The organism is Pseudomonas sp. PvP100 (assembly GCF_017833055.1).
Taxonomy (GTDB): Bacteria; Pseudomonadota; Gammaproteobacteria; order Pseudomonadales; family Pseudomonadaceae; genus Aquipseudomonas; species Aquipseudomonas syringae.
This window is the reverse complement of the sequence record NZ_JAFIBO010000001.1, coordinates 5,388,583-5,405,644: the sequence shown is the minus strand read 5'-3', so window position 1 is coordinate 5,405,644 and position 17,062 is coordinate 5,388,583. Positions and strand designations below refer to the sequence as shown.

Annotated in this window: 14 protein-coding genes and 1 pseudogene; 12 read left to right on the top strand and 3 right to left on the bottom strand. The window is 54.8% G+C overall.

All coding sequences use genetic code 11. The features are described from left to right. The first annotated feature begins 104 nt into the window (after positions 1-104). The 7 genes from JOE39_RS23365 to JOE39_RS23335 all read left to right on the top strand — a co-directional run bounded on the left by JOE39_RS23365 (position 105) and on the right by JOE39_RS23335 (position 8,842). Positions 105-1,379 (top strand): ABC transporter substrate-binding protein, encoded by a 1,275-nt coding sequence (locus tag JOE39_RS23365; RefSeq protein WP_024960598.1) that lies wholly within the window; start codon positions 105-107, stop codon positions 1,377-1,379. Positions 1,380-1,400: 21 nt separating this feature from the next. Beyond that, complete coding sequence (locus JOE39_RS23360) at positions 1,401-2,363, top strand: sugar ABC transporter permease (RefSeq protein WP_010415690.1); 963 nt, start codon at positions 1,401-1,403, stop codon at positions 2,361-2,363. Then, positions 2,360-3,202, top strand: a complete 843-nt coding sequence (locus JOE39_RS23355; RefSeq protein ID WP_010415692.1) for a carbohydrate ABC transporter permease — start codon at positions 2,360-2,362, stop codon at positions 3,200-3,202. Before JOE39_RS23360 ends, JOE39_RS23355 begins: the two co-directional genes overlap by 4 nt. Positions 3,203-3,229: 27 nt before the next feature. Then, positions 3,230-4,375: a sn-glycerol-3-phosphate ABC transporter ATP-binding protein UgpC gene (ugpC, locus tag JOE39_RS23350; RefSeq protein ID WP_024638566.1), complete on the top strand. Its 1,146-nt coding sequence runs from the start codon at positions 3,230-3,232 to the stop codon at positions 4,373-4,375. After that, complete coding sequence (locus JOE39_RS23345; protein ID WP_032661030.1) at positions 4,372-5,886, top strand: glycoside hydrolase family 32 protein; 1,515 nt, start codon at positions 4,372-4,374, stop codon at positions 5,884-5,886. Before ugpC ends, JOE39_RS23345 begins: the two co-directional genes overlap by 4 nt. 67 nt (positions 5,887-5,953) lie before the next feature. Further along, complete coding sequence (locus tag JOE39_RS23340) at positions 5,954-6,946, top strand: LacI family DNA-binding transcriptional regulator (RefSeq protein ID WP_032661028.1); 993 nt, start codon at positions 5,954-5,956, stop codon at positions 6,944-6,946. Positions 6,947-7,210: 264 nt separating this feature from the next. After that, complete coding sequence (locus JOE39_RS23335) at positions 7,211-8,842, top strand: methyl-accepting chemotaxis protein (RefSeq protein WP_024662201.1); 1,632 nt, start codon at positions 7,211-7,213, stop codon at positions 8,840-8,842. Between the two features lie 129 nt (positions 8,843-8,971). Here the strand turns inward: JOE39_RS23335 and trpC are convergent, their stop codons facing one another. Then, positions 8,972-9,772, bottom strand: a complete 801-nt coding sequence (gene trpC / locus JOE39_RS23330; RefSeq protein WP_003317813.1) for an indole-3-glycerol phosphate synthase TrpC — start codon at positions 9,770-9,772, stop codon at positions 8,972-8,974. Positions 9,773-10,257: 485 nt separating this feature from the next. Here trpC and JOE39_RS23325 point away from each other — a divergent pair, with 485 nt between their 5' ends. From JOE39_RS23325 to JOE39_RS23310, 4 genes are all read left to right on the top strand, one after another. Beyond that, positions 10,258-10,698, top strand: coding sequence for an MEKHLA domain-containing protein (locus tag JOE39_RS23325; protein WP_003347002.1), 441 nt, complete (start codon positions 10,258-10,260; stop codon positions 10,696-10,698). A 510-nt stretch (positions 10,699-11,208) separates the two neighbouring features. After that, positions 11,209-11,394, top strand: a complete 186-nt coding sequence (locus JOE39_RS23320; RefSeq protein WP_003317600.1) for a Com family DNA-binding transcriptional regulator — start codon at positions 11,209-11,211, stop codon at positions 11,392-11,394. 11 nt (positions 11,395-11,405) lie between these two features. Further along, positions 11,406-12,701 (top strand): glycoside hydrolase family 68 protein, encoded by a 1,296-nt coding sequence (locus JOE39_RS23315; protein WP_032661026.1) that lies wholly within the window; start codon positions 11,406-11,408, stop codon positions 12,699-12,701. Positions 12,702-12,920: 219 nt separating this feature from the next. Further along, positions 12,921-14,102, top strand: a complete 1,182-nt coding sequence (locus tag JOE39_RS23310; protein WP_161421645.1) for a glycoside hydrolase family 10 protein — start codon at positions 12,921-12,923, stop codon at positions 14,100-14,102. 212 nt (positions 14,103-14,314) lie between these two features. Here the strand turns inward: JOE39_RS23310 and JOE39_RS23305 are convergent, their stop codons facing one another. Next, positions 14,315-14,767, bottom strand: coding sequence for a hypothetical protein (locus JOE39_RS23305; RefSeq protein ID WP_003348905.1), 453 nt, complete (start codon positions 14,765-14,767; stop codon positions 14,315-14,317). A gap of 729 nt (positions 14,768-15,496) precedes the next feature. On the opposite strand from JOE39_RS23305, the pseudogene JOE39_RS23300 reads away from it, so the two are divergent. Continuing rightward, positions 15,497-15,955: pseudogene (locus tag JOE39_RS23300) on the top strand (DNA topoisomerase III); the annotation flags it as partial. 223 nt (positions 15,956-16,178) lie between these two features. Here the strand turns inward: JOE39_RS23300 and JOE39_RS23295 are convergent. Next, a complete protein-coding gene (locus JOE39_RS23295; RefSeq protein WP_210078220.1) occupies positions 16,179-17,039 on the bottom strand; it encodes an EamA family transporter in 861 nt (286 codons plus the stop codon). Positions 17,040-17,062: the final 23 nt, after the last annotated feature.

Genomic DNA, 17,062 nt, shown 5'->3' with positions numbered 1-17,062 from the left:
AAAATTGTGCAAATCGAAGAAAAAAGGGTGCCACATCGAAAATACGCTGCTACATTGACGATGTTAACGTTAACTTTTATAAAAACAAAAATAAAGAGGGCTCTATGAAACAGCTGAAATCTCTTCTTCCCGCCGCGCTGCTCACCCTGTCTGCCGGTTTTTCTGCGCTGTCGAACGCAGCCGATCTGACGATCTCGTGCGGGGCCGTCGGCGCTGAATTGCAACTGTGCAAGGAGGCAGTCGATAGCTGGTCAAAACAGACCGGCAACAACGTTCAGGTGGTTTCCACGCCTAACTCTGCGACCGAGCGCCTGTCGTTCTACCAGCAGATCCTCAGTGCCCAGTCCACCGACATCGACATCATTCAAATCGACATGGTGTGGCCGGGGATGCTCGCCAAACACCTGACGGACCTGCGCGAACTGCTTCCGGCGACTGCGACACAAGGCTATTTCCAGGCCCAGGTGGACAACGCCACCGTCGACGGCCGGCTGGTGTCGATGCCCTGGTTTACCGATTCGGGGCTGCTGTACTACCGCAAGGATCTGCTCGACAAGTACCAACAGCAGGTCCCCCAGACCTGGGAGGACATGACCGCTACCGCCAAAAAAGTGCAAAAAGCCGAACGCGATGCCGGGAACGCCACTATGTGGGGCTACGTGTTCCAAGGGCGCGCCTATGAAGGCCTGACGTGCAACGCCCTGGAATGGATCAGCAGCCAGCCGGACGGCGGACTGGTCAACCCGCGCGGAGACATCGTGGTCAACAGCCAGGCCTCACGAGTCGCGCTGACCCTGGCCAAAAGCTGGGTCGGCGACATTTCCCCGCCCGGCGTCCTCAATTACACCGAGGAAGAAGGCCGCGGCGTATTCCAGTCGGGAAATGCGCTGTTCATGCGCAACTGGCCTTACGTCTGGGCCTTGGTGCAAAGCAAGGACAGCGCGATAAAAGACAAGGTCGGCGTCGCGCCCCTGCCCAGTGGCGGCGCGAACGGCACCCACGCTTCAACGCTCGGCGGCTGGGGACTGGCGGTTTCGCGCTACAGCCGCAACCCCAAACTTGCGGCAGAACTGGTTGCCTACCTGACCAGCGCCCAACAGCAAAAACAGCGTGCTCTGGCAGGTGCCTACAACCCGGTCATCGAGTCCCTGTATGCCGACCCCGAGTTGCTCGCGGCGATGCCTTACTACCCCCAGTTGCACAGCATCCTCAGCAATGGGGTCATGCGCCCCGCCGCCATCACGGCTAACGGCTACCCACGCGTCTCCAACGCATTCTTCGATCGGGTGCATAGCGTGCTGGCGGGCGATATACCGGTCGATCAGGCACTGGTCGAACTGGAACGCGAACTGACCCGCATCAAACGCCGGAACTGGTAAGCCACACGTAAGGAAATCAACATGCCTGTCTCTTCTACCGACTACCCCGGAGACGACGAACTCGTCACCCGGGAAACGCCCGTACAACGTCGCAGGCTACGCGCCGCCTGGCTGTTTCTGACGCCGATGCTGGTGTGCCTGGTGCTGGTGGCGGCCTGGCCGTTGCTGCGCACATTCTGGTTCAGCCTGACCGACGCCGATCTGTCGGATACCGGCAGTGGCTCATTCGTGGGCCTGAGCAATTATCTGCTCTTCGACGGCGTCATCTGGTCTGGCGTTCTGGTCGATCCGCAATGGTGGAACGCGGTGCGCAACACCCTGCATTTCACCGTGGTGTCGGTCGGGCTGGAAATGGTTCTGGGACTGATGGTGGCGTTGCTGTTGAACGTCAAGTTCACCGGACGCGCGCTGGTCCGTGCGTTGATTCTGATCCCGTGGGCGATTCCGACCATCGTCTCGGCGAAGATCTGGTCGTGGATGCTCAATGACCAGTTCGGCATCATCAACCACATGATGCTGGGCCTGGGCCTGATCGACGCGCCGCTGGCCTGGACGGCAGATGCGGACCTGTCGATGTGGGCAGTGATCATTGTCGACGTCTGGAAGACCGTGCCCTTTGTCACCCTGCTGATGCTCGCGGCACTGCAGATGCTGCCAAGCGATTGCTACGAAGCCGCACGGGTCGACGGCATTCATCCCGTGCGGGTGTTCTGGCGTGTCACCTTGCCGTTGCTGATGCCCGCCTTGTTGGTCGCTGCAATCTTTCGCATCCTCGACTCGTTGCGGGTCTTCGACGTCATCTACGTCCTGACCTCTAACTCTTCGAGCACCATGAGCATGTCGGTCTATGCCCGCCAGCACCTGGTGGAGTTCCAGGACGTCGGCTACGGCAGCGCCGCCTCCACCCTGCTGTTTCTGGTCGTGGCCGTGATTGCCATGCTTTACCTGTACCTCGGACGTCGCCAGCTGGAGGTGCGCTCATGAACCTGCGCCCACTGAAGAAATTGCTGCTGCGTCTGGCCTTCTGGGGCCTGGTCGGGGTCGTGCTGCTGTACGCGATCTTCCCTTTCTATTACGCCGTCCTGACCTCGCTGAAACCGTCCAGTGCCTTGTTTGAAGTGAGCTACTGGATCACCGAAGCCGACTTTTCCAATTACGCAGCGGTCCTCAGCCAGGCTTCATTCCTGCAGGCCATCGCCAACTCACTGGTGGTTGCGCTGAGTGTGGTGGTGCTGGCGCTGTTCCTCGGCCTGACGGCGTCCTATGCCTTGGGCAGGGTCAAGTTCCGAGGGCGCGGCACGGTGCTGATGATGGTGCTCGGCGTCTCGATGTTTCCTCAGGTCGCGGTGCTGTCGGGACTTTTTGAAGTGATCCGCGCACTGGGTCTGTACAACACCTCATGGGCGCTGATCCTGAGCTACACGATTTTCACCCTGCCCTTCACCGTCTGGGTGCTGACCACGTTCATGGGGCAACTGCCACATGAACTGGAAGAAGCGGCAATCATGGATGGCGCATCGCCCTGGGTCACGCTGACCCGCGTGTTGTTGCCGTTGCTGTGGCCCGCACTGGTCACGACCGGCCTGCTGGCGTTCATTGCCGCGTGGAACGAGTTCCTGTTTGCCCTGACCTTCACCCTGACAGACGCGCAACGAACGGTCCCGGTCGCCATCGCCCTGATCTCGGGTGGCAGCTCCCACGAATTGCCCTGGGGTCTGTTGATGGCGGCGTCGGTGCTGGTGACCGTGCCACTGGTGATTCTGGTGCTGATCTTCCAGCGCCGCATCGTTTCCGGCCTCACTGCCGGCGCGTTGAAAGGTTGATGCACACAACTGACAAGGAACAGCATCGTGATGAAATTGAAGCTAGCCAACATCAACAAGCAATTGGGCGGTACGCGTATTCTGCGCGACGTCAGCCTGGAGATCGCTGCAGGTGAGTTCGTTGTGTTCGTCGGCCCTTCGGGCTGCGGAAAGTCGACACTGCTGCGCCTGATCGCCGGACTGGATTCGATCTGTGCTGGCGACCTGCTGATCGACGGACGACGGGTCAATGACCTGGAACCGCGCGAGCGTGGTGTCGGTATGGTCTTTCAGTCCTACGCCCTGTACCCGCACATGAGCGTCTACGACAACATCAGTTTTGGCCTCAAGCTGGCCAAGACGGAAAAAAGCAGTCTGCGCGAACGCGTGCTGAAAACCGCGCAGATCCTGCAACTGGACAAACTGCTGCAACGCAAACCCCGGGAACTGTCCGGCGGACAGCGTCAGCGTGTGGCCATGGGCAGAGCCATGGCGCGGGAACCGGACATCCTGTTGTTCGATGAACCGCTCTCCAACCTGGACGCCTCGTTGCGGGTTCAGATGCGCAACGAAATCGCCCGGCTCCACAAGCGGCTGGGCTCGACGATGATCTACGTCACCCACGATCAGGTCGAGGCGATGACCCTGGCGGACAAGATTGTTGTGCTCAACGGCGGTCAGGTCGAACAGGTCGGCTCACCACGCGAACTCTACGAGCGCCCTGCCAGCCTTTTCGTCGCCGGTTTTCTGGGCTCGCCGAGAATGAATTTTCTGCCCGTGAGCTTGCAGGCACCGGGTCGCAGCAGTCTGATCGATATCCCGGCACTGGGCATGAAATCCCTGCCCTTCGACAGCTCGAATCTGACCGAGGATGCGCAACTAACCCTGGGTGTTCGCCCGGAGCACATCACCCTCAATGCTGCGAACAATGGCGTTGGCGTCACGGTATCCGGTGTCGAATACCTGGGCAGCGAGGTCTATGTGCACCTGGCTACCGGGGCGAGCGAGCCCTTGATTTGTCGCTGCGATGCCAAGGCCGGCTGGCAGGTGGGCGACCAGGTCGCGCTGCAATTCGACGACAGCAACCTGCACCTGTTCGACGCCGATGGCCTGGCCCTGAAGCGCCACACAGACGCCAGTCAACACCTGACACCCGGCACCACACCGCACCTCGTACAAGCAGGCACCCTATGAGTTTTTCCGTGAATGCCATGAGCAACCCGATGTCCCCCGCCCTCGAACGCGCGCACCATGCGCTGGAAGAGGGCCTGTCGCAGCTCGTCCACGATTATCGCCCCGGTTACCACCTGGCCCCGCCGGCAGGCTGGATGAACGACCCTAACGGGGTGGTGTTCTTTCGCGGCGAATATCATGTGTTCTATCAGCACCACCCGTTCGACGCGAAATGGGGCCCGATGTACTGGGGCCATGCAAAGAGTGCCGATCTGGTCCATTGGCAACACCTGCCCATTGCCTTGGCACCCGGTGATGACTACGATCGGGACGGCTGTTTTTCCGGAAGTGCAGTGGTGTGTGGCGATACCCTGGCGCTGATCTACACCGGGCACACATGGCTGGGTGAAGTGGGCGACGAGCGTTTTATCCGTCAGGTGCAGTGCCTGGCCACCAGTACCGACGGCATCAGCTTCATCAAACACGGCGCCGTCATCGACACCCCGCCGCAAGACGAGATGATTCATTTCCGTGACCCGAAAGTCTGGCGACAGGATGGCCACTGGTACCTGATTGCCGGCGCACGTCTGGACGACAAACCGCTGCTGCCTATCTATCGATCTACGGACCTGCACGCTTGGGAATTCGTCAGCTATGTGTCCACAGGCGCCGAAGGCGACGGCTATATGTGGGAATGCCCGGACCTGTTTGGCCTCAATGGACGCGACGTACTGCTTTACTCCCCCCAGGGCATGCCGGCACAGCGCTACGAGCGATTGAACCGGTTCCACACCGGCTATCGAGTGGGCCAGGTCGACAGTCAATGGCAATTCACCGGCGGGCCTTTTATCGAGCTGGACAGCGGCCACGACTTCTATGCGGCGCAGACGCTGGTGGCTGCCGATGGCAGACGTCTGCTGTGGGCGTGGATCGATATGTGGGAGAGCCCGACCCCAACCGAGGCGCATCACTGGCGCGGCATGCTCGGCCTGCCGCGTGAACTTGAAGTGCGCGCAAATCGCCTTTGCGTACAACCCGCACGCGAAGTGACAGCGTTGCGCAACACGTCATTGCCAAGCACTCCCTGGTGGAGCGAAGCGGGTAGCCAGTGGCTGACCGACATACACGGCGACATGCTGGAAATCCACGTGCATCTGGACCTGCTCGACTGTACCGAAGGTCACCTGGGCGTGGCATTGCGCTGCAGTCAGGATGGCCAGGAGCAGACTCTGCTTTACTACGATGCGGCGCTGAAACGTTTGGTCCTGGACCGAGATCAGTCGGGCACCCACGTCAGCGGTCAGCGCAGCGTAGCGATAGACCCACAACAGAATCAGCTTGAACTGCGGATCTTCCTTGATCGCTCATCCATTGAGGTGTTCGAGCAAAACGGCAGTTTCAGCTTCAGCAGCCGCCTTTATCCACAGACCGACAGCCTGGGGGTGAAGCTTATTGCCAATGGAACCGGAGGCCGAGTCTGCATTGCCGACGCATGGCAACTCTCCTCGGGATACCTGTCGGTAAATCATTGAAGTCGCGAAAAAAATCAGGTCTCTGTAGCATGATAATCATCAGTCAACCCGACAGGCCCCGCCTCGCATGACCTCAGTTAAAGACGTTGCAAAACTGGCCGGTGTGTCTCTGATGACGGTATCTCGGGCGCTCAATGATCCGGGAAAACTGAGCCCCGAGACGTATCAGCGAGTGCGCAACGCGATCGATGAGCTTCAATTCGTACCCAGCCTGTCGGCTCGCAGGATTCGCGGCGACAACCTGCAGACACGAACCATCGGCGTATTCGCCCTGGACACCGCAACGACGCCGTTCGCGGTCGAGCTGCTGCTGTCCATCGAACAGACCGCGCAGCAGGCAGGCTGGAACGTCTTTATCCTCAACCTGCTAAGCAACCCGCCCACCGACCAGAACATCGACCTGATGCTCTCGCACCGCCCCGACGGGTTGATCTTCAGCGCCATGGGGCTACGCAAAGTGAGTATCCCCCAGCGCTTGAAGAGCAAACCGCTGGTGCTCGCCAACTGCGTAGCCAATGACAGCAGCCTGGTCAGTTATGTGCCGGACGACGAAACCGGTCAGTACCGTGCCTTGCACCACGCGTTCAGCAAGGGCTATCGACGCCCGCTGTTCATCAACCTGCCAAAACAGAGCCTGGCCTGGGAAATCCGCCAAGCGGGTATGCAGCGTGCCTGCGAGGCATTCGGTCTGGCTGGCGACGAACTCTTGCAATACAACCTGTCCGAGCATGACGCCTATTGGGAAACCGCCACCATCCTTGCCCGGCACATGCTGGATGGCCGTCCGCAGTTCGACATTCTGATCTGCGGCAATGACCGCATTGCCTTTTGTGCCTACCAGCTGCTGCTGGGCCAAGGCCTGAAAATCCCTGGCGATGTCGCCGTACTGGGTTATGACAACATGATCGGCATCGCCGAGCTGTTCATTCCTGCGCTGACCACGGTGCAACTGCCGTATTACGAGATCGGTCGCAACGCCGCCCGGCACTTGATCGACAGCCTTGACGTATCGGGCTCCCAGCCGGTGGACTGCCCACTGGTGGTCAGAGAATCGTTATGATTGAAGGGTGGGCGTCCGGCCACCCTAACAGTTTAGCTTTTTCCTTATTTTTCAAGCTTCTGCTGACGAATAGCTCAAATTAAGAAAGCTGTAGTCATCCCTCACTTATATAAATTCTCGCCCCAAAATAGCGCACTAAAAAATCAAGAATACAAAAAGGCGCACAACTAATAAATCAACTAACCTCCCCACCCTCAAGTAAAACCCTTAGTCGCCGATAGTTCTAAAATCGTAAAAATAAATTCTACAAGGAGGTCAGTGGCAATGAGAAACCTGAAAGTATCTGCACGCGCAGCACTCAGCTTTATGTTTATTGCGCTCCTATTGGTCGCCTTGGGGGGGATTTCAGTATGGAAAATGGGAGACATTCGCGAGACTGCCAGAGACCTTGAAGACGACGCATTGGCCAGCGTGGTGGTTGCCGACCGGATCAATGCCTCAATGTTGCGCCTGAGACTGGAAGTCCGCCGAATGCTGTCCCAGACGGATCCGCAAGACATGGCCACGACGACCAGTACGATAGCCACGCTTAGCGAGGAATTAAAGAAACAAATCAAGCTCTATGTTCCTTTTGTTTCGGGCGAAAATGCGAACCCAAAAGAAGTGCAACTGTTTACGGTCGTCTCTGAGAACACTGACAAAATGCTGGTTGCATTTGACGAAGTCACCTCACTTATTCGGCGACATACGCCGACTGAAGCGCTGGCCTATCTAAGCTCCAATGTGACCCCTGTGACCCGTGTTCTTGACGGCGCCGTGACCGGACTTGTTCAACTTAACATTGACGAGGCCGCGAATTCAGGAAAAGAATCCGAGGCGTCGTACCAAAGTGGTTTGACGTTTGTGATTTTTATTATTGCAGCCGCGACACTGGCAACGATTGTACTGGCCGTGCTGTTTACCAAAAGTATCGTCACACCGCTGCGCGATATGCTGCGGGTCAACGACACCATCGCCAAGGGTGATCTGCGCAGCGTGATTACTGTCACGGGCAAAGACGAATTTTCCGATCTGATGCGTTCTACCCAAGTGATGCAAAACAATCTGCGCGATACGATCAGGCTGATTGGCGATTCATCCACTCAACTGGCGTCCGCCGCCGAGGAAATGAATGCGGTCACCGAAGAGTCGAGCAGAGGTTTGCTGCGCCAGAATAACGAAATCGATCAGGCAGCTACCGCCGTCAACCAGATGACCGCTGCGGTTGATGAGGTCGCGCGTAATGCTGCCGCTGCCTCGGATGCAGCCAAAGCCTCTGATCAATCAACCCGCACCGGCGCAGCGCGAGTCACCAGCACGGTCGACGCCATCGAGAAACTGAGCAAGACCGTGCAGAGCACCAGTGTCGATGTAGAGCGTCTGGCCGTACAGTCCAAGGACATCAGCAAGGTATTGGAAGTCATTCGTACGATTGCGGAGCAAACCAATCTCCTGGCCCTGAACGCGGCCATCGAAGCGGCCCGGGCAGGTGAGCAGGGACGCGGTTTTGCAGTGGTGGCGGATGAAGTCAGAGCGCTGGCACATCGCACTCAGACCTCGACTCAGGAAATCGAGAAAATGATTGGCGACATCCTCACGGGCACTGCACAGGCCACCAAGGCCATGAGCGAAAGTTGCGATCAGGCCGATGGCACACTCACCATCGCTCATGAAGCCGGAGCAGCGCTGACCCTGATCGCGAAAGCGATCAATGAAATCAACGAAATGAACCTGATGATTGCGACTGCATCGGAGCAACAGGCGCAAGTCGCCCGCTCGGTCGACGGCAACCTGATGAGTATCCGCGATCTTTCCATTCAGAGTGCAACGGGGGCCAATCAGACAGCGGCGGCCAGTTCCGAGCTCTCAGTACTTGCTGCAGACATGAACAAGCTGGTGGCGAGGTTTTCGCTTTAAAGCGTTTCTACTGCTTCAGGTCGGAATGCTGTGGATACTGATTCCACAGCATTCAGGGCAAATCAATTGCCTACATGACTCGTCAGAGGAGCGCACAACCGCTCCTCTGAGCCTGGAGCTTAATACGTGTCAGTCAGCACTGCCGGTCAGCAGTGTTCTTGTCGCCGCAGTAACATCCTCTTTACGCATCAGGCTTTCGCCGACAAGGAAGGTAGTAATGCCGGATTTTTTGAGTCGTAGGCAATCGTTATGGTTGCCGATGCCACTTTCACCGACCAGCAGCTTGCCTGCGGGCACCATGGATGCCAGTCGCTCGCTTGTGCCGAGGTCTACTTCGAAGGTATGCAGGTTACGGTTATTGACACCGAGCAGCGGGGAGGACAGTTTGAGCGCACGCTCCATTTCATGTTCGTCATGCACTTCTACCAGGACGTCCATCCCCAGCGTCATGGCCGCACTTTCAAGTTCGGCAGCCAGGTCATCACTCAATGAGGCCATGATCAGCAATATGCAGTCCGCGCCCCAGGCACGTGCCTCATACACCTGATACGTATCAAACATGAAGTCTTTTCGTAACACAGGAAGGGCGCAAGCGTTTCGCGCATCGATGAGAAACTGCGGCGAGCCCTGGAAGCTTGGCGTGTCGGTCAGAACGGATAAACAGGCGGCGCCACCGGTTTCATAAGCCTTCGCCAGTTCAGGAGGGTTGAAGTCTTCGCGAATCAGACCTTTTGATGGACTGGCTTTTTTGATTTCTGCAATTAAGCCTATCAGACCCTGCTGCTCCTTTGCTTTCAGTGCTTTATAAAAACCGCGTGGGCTGGACTGTTCGAGGGCACGCTGTTCAAGGCGGCTGAATGGCAAGTCAGCTTTCGCCGCCTCTATTTCTTGAAGTTTGTAATGTTTTATTTTGTTTAGAATATCACTCATGACAGTCACTCATATTAGCGGGCAGTTTATTACGTTAATCCCTTTGGTGCTTGACGCAAGAACGCTCATCCTTGCCCTCTGGCAACATTCAAACCAGACTACCTTCACTGACCGACAAATAACAATTAAATTTAATTTATCAATCTTTAAATATAATGCACTCTAAATATATCATAATGGATTATGATGTAAACCCAGAGCATACGCTCCTCGGTAATGTACTCCTTCATTGAAGCCAGGCGACCAAGATGGCAAAACAACATCAACTTACCGTTGCAGCCTGGATATAGCGTACTGTCTCAAAAATAAAGTCTCTAATAAAAGCTTTCTTTGCGTGCTCGTTGATTACACCCCTGGCGGCCAAGAGCAGCGACGAGGCCGGCAGCATCGTGGCGATCTTGCGCGCGCTATGGTGGGCAACCAAAGGGCAAACGTTTCCAACTGACGATGCGAGGTGACAGGTGTCTCAAGAACAGTTCATACAGATGCTCGATGAAAGCTACCGACATTGGACCGGCCACGGACTGCCGTCCCCTCGGCAACTGGACTCGCAACAACGCCTCACCTGGCTGCATACACAAGCTCCCTATAGCCTGTTGGCCCACGATGGCGCCACGGACCCGCGCTTTACCTACGTGAACGAATGCGCGCTGCAATGCTTCAAGTACCCGCGCGACAGTTTCATCGGCATGCCCTCACGTTTCAGCGCCTCGGAGCTCGATCGTGCTCAGCGTCAGGTATTGCTGGAGCAAGTCACCGCCAATGGCATCGCTGAGGGCTACAGCGGCTGGCGAGTGGATGCGAATAATCAACCGTTCATGATCTACGCAGGTGTGGTGTGGACCTTATTGAATTCGCAGGGCCAGGCGTGCGGGCAAGCCGCGTTGTTCTGGCCGGATGAGCAGCGTATTGGCGTTGTGGATTAAGGTTTTTCGGAATGGTTGTCTGCTCATGCTCGAGCAGACAACCTGACCAACCACCTTGTCCAGAAGCATCACCCCACGCTCCATCCTGCCGATTCGATGACGCAGAAGTCCCCGCTTTCCAGTGCAGATTTATCCCCCGTCAAACGTCCGATCACCTCAAACTGGTCGTTTCATTCATGGCTGCGCCCGTGCTCTGGAATCAACTGACTTTGTACACGCCTGAAGCACCGCGCCTCCAATCAAAGCGCTGTCTCGCACCGTTTATCCGGGTCGATTGCGCAGCTGTGGTCGAACTCTTGTTGAACTCCGGCCAAACTCGACCTTCCCCAAAAGTGCTTCTTTCCAGACTTTCCGGATGCGGGTAAAAAGACACCACGATATGCGATTTGCGCCTCAGGGCAGCCATCGGATACGGGCTTTTTAACAGCGCCAACCGATACATTGCGATCCACCCCAAACCCCGCCTCGGCGGGGTTTTTCATTGGGCGAAATACAAGGAGACCCGTGCAAATGTTGAAAGACTACCGATGCGGACAGTGCAAGAAGCTGCTGGCTCGCATGGGTGACTACACCGAACTCCAAATCAAGTGCCCCCGCTGCGGGACGCTGAATCATGTGAAGGCCGCGAGCCTCGAGTTATCGCCTTTGAGCGAAAGAGGTACAGCAGCGTCGCTGCTGCCTCCCAAAGCTATTTAAAGGTATCAATTATGTCCAATAGCAGCTCTGCTGTAATCCAGCACAAAAATAGTCCTCTAGCAGGTAACATCAAATACGCTCCCACTGTCTGGTCCCGCGCCGATGCGCTGAAGGTCAATGAAAATGATCCGACCACCACGCAGCCACTGGTCAGTGCGGACTTTCCTGTCATGAGTGATACGGTATTCATCTGGGACACCATGCCGCTGCGCGAACTGGATGGCACGGTGGTTTCGGTCAACGGCTGGTCGGTCATCCTGACCCTGACGGCTGACCGTCACCCCAATGATCCGCAATACCTCGACGCCAATGGCCGTTATGACATCAAGCGTGACTGGGAAGATCGTCATGGCCGTGCACGCATGTGCTACTGGTACTCGCGTACCGGCAAGGACTGGATCTTTGGTGGTCGCGTAATGGCCGAGGGTGTATCGCCCACCACCCGAGAGTGGGCGGGCACCCCCATACTGTTGAATGACAAAGGCGATATTGATCTTTATTACACCTGCGTCACACCCGGCGCAGCGATCGCCAAAGTACGTGGCCGTATTGTGACGTCCGATCAGGGCGTGGAGTTGAAAGACTTTACCCAGGTCAAAAAGCTGTTCGAGGCCGACGGCACCTATTATCAAACCGAAGCGCAGAACTCGACCTGGAACTTTCGCGACCCCAGCCCGTTCATTGATCCCAATGACGGTAAGTTGTATATGGTGTTTGAAGGCAACGTCGCCGGTGAACGCGGTTCGCACACAGTAGGGAGTGTCGAACTGGGTCCTGTGCCACCAGGTCATGAAGACGTGGGAGGGGCCAGATTCCAGGTAGGTTGTATCGGCCTGGCGGTCGCAAAAGATCTCACGGGTGAAGAGTGGGAAATACTTCCGCCCTTGGTGACAGCCGTCGGCGTGAACGATCAGACCGAGCGCCCGCACTATGTCTTTCAGGACGGCAAGTATTACTTGTTCACCATCAGTCACAAGTTTACGTATGCCGATGGTATTACAGGACCAGACGGTGTCTACGGTTTTGTCGGCGAACATTTGTTCGGCCCGTACCGGCCAATGAACGCTTCCGGCCTGGTGCTCGGCAATCCGCCCGAGCAGCCTTTCCAGACGTATTCCCACTGCGTCATGCCGAACGGCCTGGTGACTTCATTCATCGACAGCGTGCCCACCGAAGGTGAGGATTATCGTATCGGCGGCACCGAGGCGCCGACGGTGAGAATCCTGTTGAAGGGGGATCGCTCGTTCGTGCAGGAAGAATATGACTACGGTTACATTCCTGCGATGAAAGACGTGCAACTGAGCTGACACGCCGTCCACGTACGATGCCTGAAGAACGCCTGTGCAAGCAGGCGTTCTTCAGGCGTTCAGCCCAGCAACTCGCTCATCGCGATGATCTGCTCGGCCATGGTTACCTACCAGCGTCTTGGAAGGTGTCGTACTCGTTAATGAACAGGCATTTCAAAATGCCCATGCATGGACAGCGTATTTCGTTTCCTCAGACCCCAGCACAAAGGAGAAGCCGCAATGGCGACCGCGAAGAAAAATCTCAAGGCGACTTGGGTCGCAACCGTTACGAATCTTGACTGGCCGTCAGTCTCATCTCTGGCCATCACTGATGAGGCTGCACGTGTCAATACACAGAAAGAAGAGTTGACCCGCATTCTTGATGACCTTGTGGCAATGAAAATGAATGCGGTTATATTCCAGATTGTTCCCTGCGCAGATGCATTCTACGCATCAGACCTGCTTCCATGGTCGAAATACCTGACGGGAACCCTCGGGAAAAATCCCGGCTTCGACCCACTGGCTTATGCTGTTGAGCAGGCACACGCTCGTCATATTGAGCTGCACGCATGGGTGAACCCGTACCGCGTATCAATGAACACCAGTGATGCCACAATAGAAGAGTTGAATAACTCATCCTCTGACTCGCCGGCCAGTGTGTTTAAACTGCATCCGGAATGGACAGGAACATCAGCGAAGCGCTTTGTGCTCAATCCCGGCATACCTGAAGTTCAGGCGTGGGTGAGTCGTATTGTTGAAGAAATTGTCACTCGATACGATGTTGATGCCATTCAGTTCGACGATTACTTTTATTATGAATCCGCAGATTCCCTGCTCAATGATGATGCGACCTACCAGACCTACAATACGACCTTTACCACAAAGGCCGACTGGCGACGGAATAACACGTATTCGCTGGTTGATGCATGCCATAAAAAAATAGCCGCCGTTAACAAGGATGTCTTGTTTGGTATCAGTCCGGCAGGTGTCTGGCGGAATAAATCTGACGACCCGCTGGGGTCTGATACGCAGGCAGGTGCGCCTAATTACGATTTCGCGTATGCCGACACGCGGAAATGGGTCATTGACGGCATCATTGATTATATTGCCCCGCAGGTCTACTGGCCGTTTGCCCGGGAGGTTGCCCGCTATGATGTCATCACACAGTGGTGGGCGGATACCGTCAGGGGTACCGGCACAGCGTTATATATTGGTATGGCTCTGTATAAAGTGGGAACGGCATCAGCAGCCGAGCCCGACTGGACGGTTGAGGGAGGCGTGCCTGAAATGACCCGTCAGCTTGACCTGAATGATTCTCTGGCTGAGGTGTCCGGGTGCATGTTTTTTCGACATATATTTCTGCGGGCCTCACAGACTCAGCAGGTGGTTGACTACCTGAAGCGTCGCTGGGCCGACGTCTAATTTTTTGTTGGGCTTCTGCGCAATGGGGAAGCCCTTGTAATAAGGCTTTTTTAAAATGGATTTCGCCCGCTCAATACAGGCAATATTGGCTCAACCGTTCGTTGAAATCGTCCTCAAGTTTCCATTCTTGAGAGATGCGCAACGGATGTCATGGTGAATTTTCCTGGCAGCTGGATATAGACGTAGCTCCACGACTAGACGCTCCATGAAGATTATTTATTTTTCCACGTGGTAGACACCGGATTTGTGACGGTATTTTTTTCCTGGGTATAAGTGCCGTTCTGCTGGGCAAGGGCCTCGCCGGTATCAACAATCGCGTTCTGGATGAATATATTTTGCTTGTCTCCACGAACGAACGTCAACTGATGAAAGGCCGTTTTATTCCCCCAGTCGCTAGAAGGCAGAGAAATGAAACGCACAGTGAAAGTTTCCTCATCTACATTGCCCTCTATGGAGTAAACGCCATAGTGGTTTTCACCCTGCGAAATCAGTTTGTAAGTGCCATTATCGTAGTAATAAATTTCGGCATCGGGGAACGGTTTTTTGTCGTACATTTTACGGTAATGCAGCACTTGCTTAATGGTGGGCTGGCCGAAGCTAACCGTCAGTTCTTTACCATCCACCGAGGTGGTCAGTCCTTCGGCGTGAGCACCGTTCATGAGCATTAGCAGACTTGTGGTTACCGTTGTGATTAATTTCACTTCACTTTTCCTCGTCTGATTCTATGGATGACGTTGCATCAACGTACTGAGACTGTTACCTACGTTGGCAATGTTACAATTTTCGGGTATGTACTGCATACCATTTATGAACTAGCCACCCTGCGGCTGCCAAATGCCCATCGCGTAGCATCAGGAAACCGCGTGGTCCATCAGAGCTACCACAGAGCTGCGCTTTAATATGACAACTGCAATACATCATAAAGCCCACCTATCCTCATTGCTCACTTCGCTGAGAATGAATGTATGCGACATATAGGCCCCGAAATGCTGGAACTGGCCGGATGGGTCGGCAGGTCAGGCTAATCAACTGCGTTAGAGCTTTGTAGACTTACTCAATCTGCCATTATCGGCCGATGTATAGCGCTGCCGAAGGACACCTTTTCTGTTGGACTCAAAGCGAGTGCTCTTGAGTCCTGATCTTCAACCCTGATACAGCTGGGCGAAAATGGTCGGGGTAACCTGAAGGGTAAACAGCGGCAGACTGTGCCGGTGATACTCAGCCAGGCAGAACAAGAAGAGTGCAATCAAATCACGCGCAGCGACCAGCACCGATTCGCAAGACTGGGCGCACTGCGTCAACCCTTGGCTGAAGACACCGTCGACCAGCAGCTGTGGCAGATGCTCATGGACAATCGCGCTTTGGCCAGCGATCCCATTCCCGCGCGCATCCATACCAGAGACACCACAAGCCGCATGAAGCGGGTGCTCGAACAATCGGGACTGAAGGTGGCAGTGCTTCGTGCATCGGTGGACACCGCCAGGCGCGAGGACTGGATCCTTGACCAGGTTGATCGAGGCGTCGACGTACTGATCACCAACCCGGAGCTCGTAAAAACAGGCCTGGATCTGCTCGACTTTCCAACCATTGCCTTCATGCAGACGGGTTACAACGTCTACACGGTGCAACAGGCGGCAAGGCGCTCATGGAGGATCGGACAGAAGCAGGACGTCCGGGTGATCTTTTTCGGCTACATCGGCAGCTCGCAGATTACCTGCCTGCAGCTGATGGCCAAGAAGATCGCCGTATCGCAGAGCACTTCAGGGGATGTTCCAGAGTCCGGACTTGATTCGTTGAACCAGGACGGTGATTCTGTGGAAATGGCCCTTGCAAGGCAACTCATAAACTCGTAAAACAAGGCCATCTTCGGGTGGCCTTATTTAAAAAAACGTTGATTAAGTAAACTTTGAAATCAGACGGCGCTCGTCATTCCATAATCGGAACTGGATTCAAATTTATTGAAGAAAATTACAGAACTGAGTTTACTGATTAGTTATTCACACAATATCTCCACGAGTCATCTGAAGCTAAACATGAGAAAACATGCTTAAAAATTTAATAACTATCGAGAGAAAATTAAGAATGGAGCATCACAGCACCGAGTATAACTAACAAAACGCCAGAAATTTGAATCATCCCCAAACGTTCCTTGAAGAAAAGAAATCCGAGAATTGCTGCGACCCCACCAGAAAGAGTACTGATTACCGTCACAATGGAAACAGACCCGAGAGCTGTTCCCCAAGAGAAAGCGGAAAATCCGCCGAGATTAAGTAGACTTGTGGCGATCAACAAAAAACAACTTCTAGGCCTCGGTATTCTTAGGCCATTCTTCACATTAATCATCATGAATAGAAGAATAGTAATACCGACAGCGTAGCTTAGCCATAGCATGGCAATGGGGCCTAAGTATTGGAGGGTAAACCTACCCTGAAGCCAAAAGCTTGTGCCATAAAGCATAGCTGCCAATATAGCAAAAAGAATAGATTTGCGAGTATGATTTCCAGGCTGAGCATCCGACTTAGGTTGTACACTCGATAAGATGACTCCAAAAACACATACAACTATAAACACCAACTGAAATACAGTTAAATACTCTCCACTTGCCCACGAAAGCAGTGTGGTGACAACACCGTACGACGTAACTACAGGAGCAACTATAGAAGCTTTACCAAGGGCAAACGCTTTAGATATAGCCAGCGCTCCAAGGACCGTAAACGAAGATGCAAGAAATCCAAAGAGCCATACATTCACAGAGACTGAAATAGCATTAATAATAACACTTGGAAAAAATAAGAGTAACGCGGTAGTTATGGTACAACCCACCATTTGCCCAAAAAAAACTGCCCGCTTAACCCCAACGGCCCTAGCGTTCAACCCTACCAAAAAATCTGTTCCTCCCCACATCAATGCTGCCAACAACCCCATCAACACATCCATAAGATTTCCTTATCCCAACACAG

Bases quoted from the DNA above. Each gene is read 5' to 3' on its own strand.
- JOE39_RS23310 (WP_161421645.1), top strand. From the start codon at position 12,921: ATGGCGACCGCGAAGAAAAATCTCAAGGCGACTTGGGTCGCAACCGTT.
- JOE39_RS23320 (WP_003317600.1), top strand. From the start codon at position 11,209: ATGTTGAAAGACTACCGATGCGGACAGTGCAAGAAGCTGCTGGCTCGC.
- JOE39_RS23315 (WP_032661026.1), top strand. From the start codon at position 11,406: ATGTCCAATAGCAGCTCTGCTGTAATCCAGCACAAAAATAGTCCTCTA.
- JOE39_RS23365 (WP_024960598.1), top strand. From the start codon at position 105: ATGAAACAGCTGAAATCTCTTCTTCCCGCCGCGCTGCTCACCCTGTCT.
- JOE39_RS23340 (WP_032661028.1), top strand. From the start codon at position 5,954: ATGACCTCAGTTAAAGACGTTGCAAAACTGGCCGGTGTGTCTCTGATG.
- JOE39_RS23360 (WP_010415690.1), top strand. From the start codon at position 1,401: ATGCCTGTCTCTTCTACCGACTACCCCGGAGACGACGAACTCGTCACC.
- JOE39_RS23325 (WP_003347002.1), top strand. From the start codon at position 10,258: ATGCTCGATGAAAGCTACCGACATTGGACCGGCCACGGACTGCCGTCC.
- JOE39_RS23345 (WP_032661030.1), top strand. From the start codon at position 4,372: ATGAGTTTTTCCGTGAATGCCATGAGCAACCCGATGTCCCCCGCCCTC.
- JOE39_RS23335 (WP_024662201.1), top strand. From the start codon at position 7,211: ATGAGAAACCTGAAAGTATCTGCACGCGCAGCACTCAGCTTTATGTTT.
- JOE39_RS23355 (WP_010415692.1), top strand. From the start codon at position 2,360: ATGAACCTGCGCCCACTGAAGAAATTGCTGCTGCGTCTGGCCTTCTGG.
- JOE39_RS23295 (WP_210078220.1), bottom strand. From the start codon at position 17,039: ATGGATGTGTTGATGGGGTTGTTGGCAGCATTGATGTGGGGAGGAACA.
- JOE39_RS23305 (WP_003348905.1), bottom strand. From the start codon at position 14,767: ATGCTCATGAACGGTGCTCACGCCGAAGGACTGACCACCTCGGTGGAT.
- trpC (WP_003317813.1), bottom strand. From the start codon at position 9,772: ATGAGTGATATTCTAAACAAAATAAAACATTACAAACTTCAAGAAATA.